13 protein-coding genes and 1 pseudogene are annotated in these 12,035 nt (G+C 63.4%); 7 read left to right on the top strand and 7 right to left on the bottom strand.

The features are described 5' to 3' along the window. Positions 1-186 precede the first annotated feature (186 nt). Positions 187-795, bottom strand: a complete 609-nt coding sequence (locus PG897_RS03485) for a 2OG-Fe(II) oxygenase (protein ID WP_024943374.1) — start codon at positions 793-795, stop codon at positions 187-189. A gap of 264 nt (positions 796-1,059) precedes the next feature. Here PG897_RS03485 and PG897_RS03480 point away from each other — a divergent pair, with 264 nt between their 5' ends. Then, positions 1,060-1,536 carry a glutathione peroxidase gene (locus PG897_RS03480; RefSeq protein ID WP_010634097.1) on the top strand — a complete coding sequence of 159 codons (477 nt, stop codon included), beginning with the start codon at positions 1,060-1,062 and terminating at the stop codon, positions 1,534-1,536. A 160-nt stretch (positions 1,537-1,696) separates the two neighbouring features. Continuing rightward, positions 1,697-3,076, top strand: a complete 1,380-nt coding sequence (locus PG897_RS03475) for a DEAD/DEAH box helicase (protein WP_024943373.1) — start codon at positions 1,697-1,699, stop codon at positions 3,074-3,076. A 51-nt stretch (positions 3,077-3,127) separates the two neighbouring features. Here PG897_RS03475 and PG897_RS03470 read toward each other — a convergent pair whose 3' ends face one another. From PG897_RS03470 to PG897_RS03460, 3 genes are all read right to left on the bottom strand, one after another. Next, a complete protein-coding gene (locus PG897_RS03470; RefSeq protein WP_024943372.1) occupies positions 3,128-3,592 on the bottom strand; it encodes an acetyltransferase in 465 nt (154 codons plus the stop codon). Positions 3,593-3,599: 7 nt separating this feature from the next. Next, positions 3,600-4,091: a GNAT family N-acetyltransferase gene (locus PG897_RS03465; RefSeq protein ID WP_201880874.1), complete on the bottom strand. Its 492-nt coding sequence runs from the start codon at positions 4,089-4,091 to the stop codon at positions 3,600-3,602. A 94-nt stretch (positions 4,092-4,185) separates the two neighbouring features. After that, positions 4,186-5,031 (bottom strand): DUF5718 family protein, encoded by an 846-nt coding sequence (locus PG897_RS03460; RefSeq protein WP_019838804.1) that lies wholly within the window; start codon positions 5,029-5,031, stop codon positions 4,186-4,188. Positions 5,032-5,389: 358 nt separating this feature from the next. Between PG897_RS03460 and PG897_RS03455 the strand changes: the two are divergent. The 5 genes and pseudogenes from PG897_RS03455 to PG897_RS03435 form a co-directional block, all read left to right on the top strand. Then, positions 5,390-5,956: pseudogene (locus tag PG897_RS03455) on the top strand (class IV adenylate cyclase); the annotation flags it as partial. A gap of 9 nt (positions 5,957-5,965) precedes the next feature. Continuing rightward, the gene (locus PG897_RS03450) at positions 5,966-6,358 is read left to right on the top strand and encodes an NUDIX hydrolase (RefSeq protein WP_024943370.1); all 393 of its coding nucleotides are present in this window, start codon (positions 5,966-5,968) and stop codon (positions 6,356-6,358) included. Positions 6,359-6,526: 168 nt separating this feature from the next. Then, positions 6,527-7,033 (top strand): GNAT family N-acetyltransferase, encoded by a 507-nt coding sequence (locus PG897_RS03445; protein WP_005300445.1) that lies wholly within the window; start codon positions 6,527-6,529, stop codon positions 7,031-7,033. Positions 7,034-7,271: 238 nt separating this feature from the next. Continuing rightward, the gene (locus tag PG897_RS03440; RefSeq protein ID WP_201880872.1) at positions 7,272-8,390 is read left to right on the top strand and encodes a glycerol dehydrogenase; all 1,119 of its coding nucleotides are present in this window, start codon (positions 7,272-7,274) and stop codon (positions 8,388-8,390) included. Positions 8,391-8,506: 116 nt separating this feature from the next. Next, positions 8,507-8,839: an antibiotic biosynthesis monooxygenase family protein gene (locus PG897_RS03435; protein WP_201880870.1), complete on the top strand. Its 333-nt coding sequence runs from the start codon at positions 8,507-8,509 to the stop codon at positions 8,837-8,839. Between the two features lie 175 nt (positions 8,840-9,014). On the opposite strand, the gene pdxY is transcribed toward PG897_RS03435, so the two are convergent. From pdxY to PG897_RS03420, 3 genes are all read right to left on the bottom strand, one after another. Further along, a complete protein-coding gene (gene pdxY, locus PG897_RS03430) occupies positions 9,015-9,878 on the bottom strand; it encodes a pyridoxal kinase PdxY (protein WP_201880868.1) in 864 nt (287 codons plus the stop codon). A gap of 489 nt (positions 9,879-10,367) precedes the next feature. Next, positions 10,368-11,123, bottom strand: a complete 756-nt coding sequence (locus PG897_RS03425; RefSeq protein ID WP_201880866.1) for a DUF429 domain-containing protein — start codon at positions 11,121-11,123, stop codon at positions 10,368-10,370. A gap of 78 nt (positions 11,124-11,201) precedes the next feature. Further along, positions 11,202-11,768, bottom strand: coding sequence for a VC2662 family protein (locus PG897_RS03420; protein WP_146061760.1), 567 nt, complete (start codon positions 11,766-11,768; stop codon positions 11,202-11,204). Between the last annotated feature and the right edge of the window lie 267 nt (positions 11,769-12,035).

Raw genomic sequence — 12,035 nt, 5'->3', positions numbered from 1 at the left:
TGGGAAAAGCGGCTTCGCCATCACCATTTAAAACCCAACCGCATTAAAACCGGACGAAGCCAGATACGAAGATAAGTGCGGGCCAGTGTAGCAAGGGAGATCGAGCCTTGTCAGCCGATGGGCGCCCCATCCGCCGACAAGAGCCATAAAAATTCCCGCCTGTGTCAGAAATTGGATGAAAAGAGCTCAGCGCGGCGGATCGAGCCGACCATTGCCGCTGCCGTTGACCCGAAACCAGCCGGCGATGCTGTAGCGCTCCTGGTTGGCGGGCAGCACCTCGTGGGGGAACTCTTCGGATAGAAACAGCACCAGTCGCCCGCCCCGGGGGGAGACGTCCATCAGAAACTGCTCGTCGTCACCGTACATGCGCAGCACCCCGCCCGCCTCTGGCTGCCAGTCGTTGTTCAAGTAAAACACCGAGGTGAGGCGGCGGTTGGAGCGCCCGGCGAAGGCGTCGCGATGGGTGGCATAGAAGTCACCGCTGCGGTAGCGGGCAAAGTGGGCCTCGTAGTCGAACAACCCCAGCATCAGCATCCGGTTGGCGGCCAGGCGCAGCGCCTCCATCCGGGCCAGGTAGTCGGTCACCGGCGCGCCGAGGGAGGCGTCGAGCCAGTGGATCTGATCCCGGCGAATGTCGCGGTTGTCCTGATGCAGGGTATCGCGGCCGATCCCCGCCGGTCGCCACTCGTCCGGCAGACAGGCCCTGAGGGCATCCACCTCGGCGGCGGTTAAAAAATCATCCACTATCACCCATCCCCGGGTGTATATGGCGTCCATGACGGCTTGATAGTCCAAGATTGACTCGCAACAAGTGGAAAGAGGGCGCTTTTTAGCGACTTCCCGGCCAAGACACAAACCGGTTTGCTTCTCTTGAGAAGTCCCACCATCAATACGCCATCCGGGCCGCCAAGACCCCCATTATCTCGGCGCGATTGCCACTCTGTGATCCGGCGCACTCAATCTGCTCCCACCAAGGGAGCACTCCGGCTTGCTCCCCGCCGCCGCCCCCGTTAACGTGGTGCAATGTGCCCTGAATGGGCCCACTCAAAGGAGTCTTTTATGTCTTTGCCCGAACTCACCCTGCAACGCCTCGACGGCAGCGAACTGCCGCTCGCTTCCCTCGCGGGCCAGGTCATTCTGGTGGTCAACGTGGCCAGCCGCTGCGGCTTTACCCCTCAATACACGGGGCTGGAGGCACTCTATCGGGAGCTGGGGCCCGAGGGGCTGGTCATCCTGGGCTTCCCCTGCGATCAGTTCGGCCACCAGGAGCCGGGCGATGCCGAGGAGATCGCCCGTTTCTGCTCCCTCGACTATCCGGTCAGCTTCCCCATCATGGCCAAGTGCGAGGTCAACGGCGAACAGGCCCACCCCTTCTATCAGTGGCTCAAGAAGGAGAAGCCGGGTCTGCTGGGGCTGGAGAACGTCAAGTGGAACTTCACCAAGTTCCTGATCGACCGGGACGGCCAGGTGGTGGATCGCTTTGCCCCCACCACCAAACCGGAAAACCTGGTCGCCCCCATCCGCGATCTGCTCTGATTGCCTGAACCTGCCTAATTGAGCGGCCGGTGCGACAGCTACTGCGCAGCGGCCGCGCTTTTGCTATATTACGCCCCCGTTATCACTTTCATCCCGTGGCCGGCCCCGTGCGCCGGTCACCCGCTGAGCCCAAGGCTCACCAGAGGAGTCTCTCTCGAACATGTCATTCAACGAACTGGGTCTGTCCCCGCACATCCTGCGGGCCGTCAAGGAGCTGGGTTACGAACAGCCAACCCCCATCCAGCAGCAAGCCATTCCCGCCATTCTGGCCGGGCAGGACGTGCTCGGCGGCGCCCAGACAGGCACAGGCAAGACGGCCGGCTTCACCCTGCCCATGCTGCAGCGGCTGCTGGCCAACCATGGCCGTGGCCGTCGTCAGGTGCGCGCCCTGGTGCTCACCCCGACCCGCGAGCTGGCCGCCCAGGTGGGCGAGAGCATCATCAAATATGCCCACCACCTGCCGTTTCGCACCCTGATCGCCTACGGCGGTGTCAGCATCAAACCCAATCTGGACGCCATCAAGCTCGGCATCGACATCCTGGTGGCCACCCCGGGCCGCTTGCTGGACCTGCTGACCCAGGGCGCCCTGACCCTGACCGAGCTGGAAGTGCTGGTGCTGGATGAGGCGGATCGCATGCTCGACATGGGCTTCATCCACGACATCCGCCGCATCATGAAGGCCCTGCCCACCGAGCGGCAGACCCTGCTCTTCTCCGCCACCTTCTCGGACGACATCAAGGCGCTGGCGGATGACCTGCTGAGCGACCCGGCCCTGATCGAGGTCGACCCCAGCAACACCGCCGCCGAACAGGTGACCCAGCGCATCATCCAGGTCGACCGGGAACGGCGTCGCGAGCTGCTCTCCCACATGATCGGTCGCGGCAACTGGCAGCGGGTGCTGGTGTTCGTACGCACCAAGCAGATTGCCGACAGGCTCGCCCAGCAGATGCAAAAGGATGGCCTGGATACCGTCGCCATTCACGGCGACAAGAGCCAGGGTGCCCGCAACCGGGCGCTGGCGGATTTTCGCGAGGGCAAGGTGCGAGTGCTGGTGGCGACCGACATCGCCGCCCGAGGTCTGGACATCGATCAGCTGCCCCACGTGATCAACTTCGAGCTGCCCCAGATGGCGGAGGATTACATCCACCGCATCGGCCGCACCGGCCGCGCCGGTCGTGGCGGCGAGGCCATCTCGCTGGTGAGCCAGGACGAGCTGGGTCAGCTCAAGGCCATCGAGGCGCTGATCGGCCAATCCCTCTCCGTCGAGATCCTGGACGGCTATGAGCCAAGCGGCAAACCGAGCCGGCAGACCCTGCCCGGCAGCAAGCCGGTGCAAAACCCGCCGCGCGCCCGTGGCGCCGCCAATGCCAAGGGTGGCAAGGGCAAGCCCGCCGCCGGCAAAGGCAAGGGGGATGGTGCCAAGAAACCCGCCCCGGCGCGCAAGCGGGAAGTGGTGGGCGAGGATATCGGCTTTGCCCCCATGCGCCGCCTGCCGAAGGCCCAGCGCGGCGACTATCAGGACAACTCCAACGAGGAGTAAGACACAGTCCTGAACCCGTCATAACAAAAAACCGCCTGAGGGCGGTTTTTTTCATGATGGCGTCACTGGCCTGTCAGTGCCCTCTGTCGCAATGGACATGTGCAGCAACGGATATGGCCTGCCCTGCCCGTCCAGCGCCGAGCGGCCCACCACCGCGAAGCCCAGGTGGCGATAAAAACCGAGCGCCTGCTCATTTTGCTCGTTGACGTCCACCCGGGTCGCCCCCAGCCGGGCGATGGCATCGGCCACCAGCAGGCGACCCACCCCGCCCCCACGCAGCGCAGGGTCGATGAAGAGCATCTCGATGTTGCCCTCCTGTACCCCGCAAAAGCCGGCGATCCCCTGCTCGCTGCGGGCGCAGGTGAGGGCCACGGCGTCAAAGTAGTGTGCCAGGATGAGCTCGCGCAGGGTGGCTATCTCCTTCTCCGGCAAAAAGTGGTGAGTGGCGCGCACCGACGCCTCCCACAGCGCGATCAGGACCTGATAATCCCCGCGCGATACCTGCTCCAGTCTCATATCGTGCTCACTCAATCGCTTGATTGTTCGGGGTCTGCCGAGCCGACGCCATGGCGTCGACCTGCTTGAGGACAAACCCCTTCTCGATGCCGGCCTTGAAGCCCAGCTTTTCATAGAGACGGTGGGCTTCATCGCGCCCCTCCCCCGACAGCAGCATCACCTTGTAGCAATCCTGCTGCCAGGCAAGCTCAAGCGCATGGCTCAGCAACTGCCGGCTGATGCCCCGGCGCCGAAACGCAGAGGCCGTCACCACGTGCTCTATGATGCCAAACGGCCGGCCACTGTTGGTCAGGGTCGCGACCACGCCAAGCTGGCAGGTGGCCGCCAGCTGGCCATCCACCTCCGCCACCAGCAGGTGAAGGTGCGGCTGGGTCAGCAGGGCCGTCAGTGCCGTGCGGGCAGCATCCGGTGCAAGCGCGGTGTCATGGGGGCGCAACTCCCGATAGAGTACCAGCAGGCCGGCCATATCCTGCAGAGTACAGCGCCTTATGAGCGTCATCCTTCCTTCTCCTTGAACCATGGCGACACGTCGTCACCCTGGACGAGGGTCGCAAACCTCGGGGGCACCATCCCTGCAAATCGGCAAACGCGCATCAGCGGGTCTTGACCGCTTGCAGCAGCACCGACAGATCCGGCCCAAACTGACGGGTGCGAATGGCCTCACGGATATCACTTTCGCTATAACGGCTGGCCGGATAGAGCAGCACGCAAGCGGTGTCGCCGGGCTTGAGAAAGTGGGTTTCGCCAAACGGGGTATAGCGGGTGGCCCCGATGCTGATGAGGGCATGGGCCGGGCGCCCGGCCTGGGCCAGCAGCCCCTGGATGTGCTCTGCCGGCCCCTCGTCCTGCTGATGGTTGAACTTGTCGATGGCCCACGTCAGCAGCTGGCCGTGGAAGTAGCTGTAATCCACCGCCGCGCTGTCGACCCCGTAGGGGTGCAGCTCACCGTCCCGCTCCAGATAGCAGGCGATGCGGTAGTCATCGAGCTCGCAGCCGGCGGCGAAATGGGACAGGGGCAGCAACGCGGGGGCCAGCCCCTTGCTCTCTTCACCCCAGTTCTTCTTCTCGCTGATCTTTTTGGCGTTGGGACGGCGGATGGAGCAGTCGTTGTAGGCGCCAAAGGCGCGCGGATGGATGGCCACCACCTGCTCCCCCGCGTACTCCAGCTCGCACCAGAGCGCCACTTCCGGCTCTATCTGCACTTTCTCATCGCCGCTCACCGCCGCTTCCGGCAAGAAGATGGCATCGCCGCTCAAGGGGAAGACGCCGAGCTGGCCGGGGTGGCCCGGCACGTAGAAGGGGAACAGCGCCTTGGGGGCGCTGGTGTCGCGCACCACCACCGCCACGAAATCCGAGGCCTCGCCGGCCTGCTCCAGATGACCGGCGAAATTGCCCGCCACCCCGAGTCCGATAAACTTGCTCTCTGCTGTCACTTGCATCTTGCTCACCTGCATCTTGCCAAAGCGAAGGCAGCGGCCCGGCACGGGGCGGCTGCCGCAAACGTGGCGAGGATTAAAACACAAGGGTCTGCCATCGCCCAGCCTGCACGCCCCATCCTGTGCGCCAGCGCGAACTTTTGCCGGCCGCTCGGCGAGCTTGTGAGCAACCGCCATGCCCGAACTGGCTCGACCATGTGCGGCGCCCACCCTTGATCACGGCAATATGCGGCGCATTGATCAACCCTGCGCCCCGGAAACAGATCGTTTCCACATCCTGCCGCCTTGCCCCTTGGGCCAGCCCACCAACTTTGCTAGGCTGCCCGCCATGCCAATCCGCAACACTCAAGGATGCCTGTCGATGTCAGCGCAGCACTTTCAGGGCCGCTTCGAGGTCGAGTTCAAATACAGGCTCAGCGATGTCGCGGCCTTCACCACGGCCCTCGCCGCCCTCAATCCCGAGGTGATGCTGGAGCGCAACCAGGAGCAGGACACCTACTTCGACACCCCGGACCGCAGCCTGAGCGCGGCGGGCAAGAGCCTGCTGATCCGCGCCATGCAGCCCTCCGGCATCCGGCTCTGGATCGTGAAGGGGCCCGAACCCGATCGCTGTGAGGCGGTCAACATCACCGACGCCGGCAAGGCCATCAGCATGCTGCACACCCTGGGTTACCAGCCGATACTGACCCTTCGCAAAGTGCGCAGCATCTATTTCGTCGGCCCCTTCCATGTCACCCTGGATCACCTGGCAGAACTCGGCGATTTTGCCGAGCTGGCCATCATGACCGATGACGAGGCCCTGCTGCCGGGCTATCGCCAGCAACTGCTGGCCCTAGCCGCCCAGCTCGGGCTGGATCCAGAACGGCTGGAAACCCGCTCCTACCGCACCCTGTGCGAACAAGCCACCACCCCATCACCAATCACCAGAGAGACGTTCATGATCGACAAACTCGCCTGGCTGACCTTCAAGGATCAGCAACTGCTCTGTGCCCGCTCCCACGGCAAACACATCTACTACATTCCCGGCGGCAAGCGCGAAGCGGGAGAGAGCGACGAGGCGGCGCTGATGCGCGAAATCGAGGAGGAGCTGGCCGTGGCCCTCAAGCCCGACACCCTGGCGTTTGCCTGCGAGTTCAGCGCCCAGGCCGACGGCAAGCCAGAGGGGGTCAACGTCAGGCTGCGCTGCTACACCGGCGAGGCTGACGGCAAGCCCGTCGCCTCGGCGGAGATCGCCGAGCTGCGCTGGCTCGACAGCCGCCATCTGGCCGAGATCTCCCCGGTTTCCCGGCTGCTGTTTGCCTGGCTGGTCGAACAGAAGCTTATGCGCTAGGGGAAACTGCCCGGGTGGCGTGATCGGGCGCACCCGACGAATGGCAACGACTTGAAAGTGGCGGCGGAAACGGCGAGTCTAGCCAGTCATCCTGCCGCCGGTCCCGTTGGCGGCAGGCGCCGCGGCAGACCGGGCCGGCGGCGTGAACTTCGTTGACAAGGACTTCTGATGGACATAGTTGAGGTTGATACCACCCAGGGCATCAAGCCTGCCCTCATCACTTTGCTGCAAGACAGCGTGGCCAGTGGGGCCTCGGTGGGCTTCCTGCCGCCGCTGACCGAAGAGCAGGGGCTCGTCTATTGGCAGGGCATAGAGACGGAGCTGGCCGCGGGCAGCCGCCGGCTCTGGGTCGCTTTTGAGCAACACCAGCTGGTCGGTGCCCTCCAGCTCTCGCTGTGCACCAAGGCCAATGGCCGTCACCGCGCCGAGGTGGAAAAACTGATGGTGCACAGTCTCCACCGTGGCAAGGGGGTCGGCCGTGCCCTGATGGCCAGCATGGAGCAAGGGGCCAGAGAGGCCGGCCGTAGCCTGCTGGTGCTCGACACCCGGGTGGGTGATGCCGCCTCCCGCCTCTATCGCCAGCTGGGCTATCAGGAGGCGGGCCAGATCCCCGCCTTTGCCCGCAGTGCCGATGGCACCCTGGCGGCCACCCTCTTCTTCTACAAGCAGCTCTGAGGCTCGCACCACACCTCCACTGAACTGCCGCGCCCTCCCTATGGAGGGCGTGCAGTTTTTCCCTGCATTTTGCCCTTCCAAAACAATCAAATCGGTCAGATGGATTAATTCCGATCCAACTTCAGCCCCATTTGAGCGCCATTTTTCCTTCACCTCACGCCAGACGAGGCGTATGGTGTGGCAGAAAGACCCGTTTGCATACCAATCGGATGCCGCTCACTGCCTTGAGGAATACTGCATGCCTATCCTGCCTCGTACCGTCACCTCCCCCAAAAAGTTCATCATCGGCCACGATCTGCTGCCCCAACTCCATGATCACGTAAAAGATTTCGGCGACAATGCCCTGCTCGTCAGCGACGAATTCATTCTGGAGCGAGTGCGAGAGGAGGCGCTCGCCGGCTTGCTGCAGGCAGGCCTGAAGGGAGCGGTCGAGAAGTTCAACTACGAATGCACCGACATCGAGATCCGCCGTCTGTGTGATCTGGCCGAACAACAGGGGGCCAATGTCATCGTCGGCATCGGCGGCGGCAAGACTCTGGATGTCGCCAAGGCGGTCGCCTTCTACCTGCGCCGCCCCGTGGTGCTGTTTCCCACCATCGCCTCCACCGATGCCCCCTGCACCGCCCTCGCGGTGATCTACAACCCGGCGGGCGAGTTCGAGCGCTATCTGTTCCTGCCCCAGAACCCGGATGTGGTGATCGCCGACACCGCCATCATAGCGGCGGCCCCTGCCCGCTTCTTCGCCGCCGGTGTGGGCGATGCGCTCGCCACCTACTTCGAGGCCCGTGCCTGTTACCGGGCGGACGGTATCAATCTCGTGGGCAAGCGCCCCTCCCGCACCGGTCTCGGGCTGGCCCGGCTCTGCTACGAGCTGCTGGGGGAGAACATCGAGCTGGCGATGGACGCGGTGCGCCACCATGTCACTACCCCGGCGCTGGAGCAGACCATCGAAGCCACCATCTATCTGAGCGGCGTGGGCGCCGAAGCGGGCGGCCTGGCGGCGGCTCATGCGGTCAACAACGGCATGTCGGTGGTGGCGGATCTGCACCGGGCCCAGCACGGCGAGAAGGTGGTGTTTGGCCTGCTCACCCAGCTGGTACTCGAGCGCGCGCCCCAGGTCGAGCTGGACGAGGTGATGCGCATCATCCAGCTGGCCGGCCTGCCCATGACCCTGCAGGAGATGGGGCTGAGCCGTTTCGTGGAGAGCGAGTGGCGCCAGGTGGCCAAACTTGCCTGCGATCCCCTCGACACCATGGGCAACATGCCGATGAGCGTCAGCGAGCAGGATGTCTACCACGCCATGATCGCGGCCAACGCCATGGCCGAGCGCTACCGGGCCCGCCACCCACGCGCCTGATCAGCACTCAAGCAAAGCCGTGATCACGCCGACAAGGCCGGCCCCAGCGGCCGGCCTTGTCATTCCCTGCCCGACCTGCTGCAATGGCCCCTTTATCCTTGGGACAAGGAGTCACCATGATATTGGAAGTCGCCCCTCTGCAGGTCATCCCCGGTCAGGCTGCCGCCTTCGAGCTGGCATTCTCCCGGGCCCAGCGCATCATCAGCACCATGCCGGGCTACGGCGGACACCAGCTCCAGCGCTCGCTGACCGATCCCCACCGCTATCTGCTGCTGGTCCACTGGCAGCGCCTCGAAGATCACACCCAGGGCTTTCGTGGCTCACCCCAGTACCAGCAGTGGAAGGCCCTGCTCCATCACTTCTACGATCCCTTCCCCACGGTCGAGCACTACCAGCAGGTAGTATTCGATGAGGCAGAGCAGCGGGAACAGGGCAACGGCCAGATCTGAACCGGATGCCCGGCGTCAGGACCAAGGTGACGGCTGAGGCGGCATTGCCTCGCTCGGTGTGCAAGCAGATAAGCGGCGCAGCGGGGAGCTGGTAACTGATAGATGAGGAAGAGTGATCAGGGGGCCAAGCTGGGCGCGGATCATCCGCGCCCAGGCCCTCCCCCTGATGGCCAGATCAGGCCAACCGTTCGGCCCGCGCCTTGATCATAGGGGAGGCAAAGGCCTCCTGGGCCGCGATCAGCTGCAACTCATAGGCATCGGCCTGCCAGGTGTGCAGCAGTACCGTATCCACCGCCGCATTGGTGCGCTCGAACGCGCTGACGGCATCGTAACCCGCCTGCAGATTGGCCAGCATCAGCGCGCTGATGAGGTCCCCCACGCCCACCGGCTGGCGGGCAAACTCGTAGAGCGGGCGGTCGATCAGATAATCTCCCTCGGTGGTGGCCAGCAGCATCTCGAAACGACCCGGCTCGCGAGCGGCGCGTCCAAGATGCTTGACCAGCACCATCTTCACCCCGCGCGCCAGCAGCTGATGAGCGGCGGCCCGCGTCTGCGCCAAATCCGTCAGATGGACGTCGCACAGGGTCTCCAGCTCCAGCAGATTGGGGGCCATGATGTCGGCCGCCGGCAGCGCCTGCTCGGTCAAGAAACGGGTCACCCCAGGAGCGACGATGCACCCTTTCTCCGGGTGACCCATCACGGGATCGCAGAAATAGATGGCGGCAGGATTGGCGGCCTTGACCGCGGCCACTACCGCTAGGATCTCGTCTCCCTGCTCCGCCGAGCCCAGATAACCGCTCAGCACGGCGTCACAGTGGGCCAGCACCTCGATATTCGAGAGCCCTTCGCACAGGGCGCTGATATGTCCTGCGGGCATCGCCATTCCCTGCCAACCGGCCATATATTGGGTGTGGTTGGAGAACTGCACCGTGTTGATGGGCCATACCTCCATACCAAGACGGCGCATGGGAAACACGGCAGCGCTGTTGCCGGCACAGCCGAACACCACGTGGGACTGGATAGAGAGAATGCGTTTCATCAACATCACCGCAGAGAAGAGTCAGGGGAAAGGCGCAATATATCGGATGAAGATATTGATCTTCCACCCTTGATCAGCACAAACCCTTATTTGGTCGGCAAAATCCTCGATGACGCGCTGCTTGCCACCACCATCACCGGCCCCTTCTTCGCTGGCATGCCGTAGTTTGCAACCGCGAGCATGGCTGTAATGGCCTGATAAAGTGATACAAGGCTCTTGTTTGATGGCATATGAGATTAACAAGTGAGCTTTTTGTGCGCAGAGCCATGTAATGGCGAGTAAACCGGCAGATACCTGTGGCAGCCTTGTCCGTCAGCCAGCAAGGCAGCAAGGCAGCAAGGCAGCAAGGCAGCAAGGCAGCAAGGCAGCAAGGCAGCAAGGCAGCAAGGCAGCAAGGCAATTGTGGAAGGAGGCAACGGCGTCGGTGCAAGTGAAGGTATCACCAGCCGACCAAACACCGGAGCGGGCTGATCGGCCCGATCCGGTTTATCAGGGGCGAGCGAAGTGGTAGACCCAACCCTCGTCCAGAGCCATATCGGCGGGCGGAGCCACCAGAGCCGGCAACAGGGAGACGCTCCCCTTGGCGGCGTATTGCAGCGCCATCAGGGCGCAGATGGCGGCATCGTAGCGATCGGTCCCCGCCGTCACATCGGCCGGCAGATGCGCCAGCAGCTCGGCGCGCACCGACGATGCCTTGCCCCCTACCTTGGCAAGGGCGGGATAGACCTCCAGCACGGCGCGATCGGCCTGCGCTTGCTGCCTGGGCACCAGTTGCAAGTCGGCCAATCGGGGCAGCATGGCGAGCGCCAGGGTCGCGTTGTTGCCGAGCCGGTCGAAAGTGGCCGAGAGCGGCTTCTTGCCGTATTGCTCATGGAGCCAGCGTTCGCAGTCCCGGTAGGCATAAGGGTTGTCTATCTCGCGCTGGGGCACGGCGCACTCGGTCGCCCTCCCCGCCAGCAGCTCGCTCAAAGCGCGAGGAAACGCCAATGGCGCGTCGATCCCCAGCGCCAGCTGCGGGCAGGCCAACACCTGCAGCAGGTGGATCTCGTCGTGCAATGCCGGGCGCAGCAAGGCATCCAGATCCGGCGCAACCCGTGAGCTCAGTCGAAACAGGGGTGATACCCCAAACCAGTGCAGCCGCTGTTCACGCGCCTGCCACCCCACCACGGCCACCGCCTGGGCGCTGCCCTGCCAGCCTCTTACGTCCCAGCCGATGCCGATGGCATCCATGTGTTCCATTGTCATGCCAGTGTCACCTCTGCACGCTATCAATGCAGCACAGGGTAATGGCTGGAGCCCCTAAAGCAAGGTTGGCGGCGCGACTTAGAAGGATTTCTTGAAATTGATCAGTGGCAAGATGGGGAAAACCCCGTTCTCGGCGTAGTTGGCGAGGCCAATCTGCAGACCGTCCAGGTGCTTGGTGGCGTTGATGAACCCCAGCTGGAAGGTGGTGCGCTCGGCATAGTTGACGAAGCCGACGTTGGCCAGGGCATTGCCCTTGGCGATGTTGACGGCCCCCCAGTTGAGGCCCTGCACATTGTTGGTCAGGTTGACGAAGCCAAGGTTGACGCCCTTGTCCTGACCCTCGTGCCAGTTGACCGCGTTGATCGCCACCCCGCCAAACTGGTGGCGTACCCGGCTGGCGCCGAGAAAGATGCCAAGCTGCAGACCGGTGAATTGATCCACGTCGGAAAGGGCGAAGACAGGCAGATCGATCCCCTTCACCTGACCGGTGCGACCATAGAGAACAGAGGCTCTGGCCCCCTCGACCTGATGGGACGCGGGCAGATTGACGCCGGGCAAGGAGAGCTGAACAGGGGTACTGGCGTGGGCAACGCCGCCACCAAAGGTCGCAGCCCCCAGGGCAAGCAGCAGGCGAGCAGGTTTCATCGATGCATTCCTCAAGACTCAGGGAGTGGCGTCAGCCTACCAGCCCCGCGGCCTGGGAACGAGACCAAACGGACGTGGCTGCGTCACCCCTCGTCTGAGTCGGGCCAATCAAACTGGACAGACCAGAATCAATGTTTAGCCCAAAATTAACATTTATATGATTTACATCAAGCCTCATTTGATAACACAATGCTTAAACGTACGTTTGAACAGAGCAAATGATACGTAACGACTTAAGGATGTAGTCGCACAGTTGTAACCCAACCC

Origin of the sequence: Aeromonas sp. QDB20 (assembly GCF_027707805.1) — a bacterium.
Taxonomy (GTDB): Bacteria; Pseudomonadota; Gammaproteobacteria; order Enterobacterales; family Aeromonadaceae; genus Aeromonas; species Aeromonas dhakensis.
The sequence above is the reverse complement of the archived record's forward strand: the minus strand, read 5'-3'. Positions and strand labels throughout refer to the sequence as shown.